Origin of the sequence: Streptomyces colwelliae, from assembly GCF_048158785.1 — a bacterium.
Lineage (GTDB): Bacteria > Actinomycetota > Actinomycetes > Streptomycetales > Streptomycetaceae > Streptomyces.
This window is the reverse complement of sequence record NZ_JBLTJC010001042.1, coordinates 1-397: the sequence shown is the minus strand read 5'-3', so window position 1 is coordinate 397 and position 397 is coordinate 1. Positions and strand designations below refer to the sequence as shown.

The 397-nt window shown below is 54.2% G+C and carries 1 protein-coding gene; it reads left to right on the top strand.

The annotated features are described in order from the left end of the window. The coding region (locus tag ACNFOC_RS55745; protein ID WP_416966492.1) for a winged helix-turn-helix domain-containing protein at positions 1 to 397 on the top strand (397 nt) is incomplete at both ends.

Here is a 397-nt window from a genome sequence, read left to right as displayed (position 1 = left end):
ATCAGGAAGCGAAGCAGTTTTTTGATTGCCGTCTGTCATCGCCGATTGAAGCCGCAGAAAGCAGTCGGATTTGCGATGACGTTTCCGGTTGGGCGACGGCACTACAGCTAATCGCCCTCTCCGCCCGGCAGAATACCCACTCAGCCCATAAGTCGGCACGCCGCCTGGCGGGAATCAATGCCAGCCATCTTTCGGATTATCTGGTCGATGAGGTTTTGGATAACGTCGATCTCGCAACGCGCCATTTTCTGTTGAAAAGCGCCATTTTGCGCTCAATGAACGATGCACTCATCACCCGTGTGACCGGCGAAGAAAACGGGCAAATGCGCCTCGAAGAGATTGAGCGTCAGGGGCTGTTTTTACAGCGGATGGATGATACCGGCGAGTGGTTCTGCTA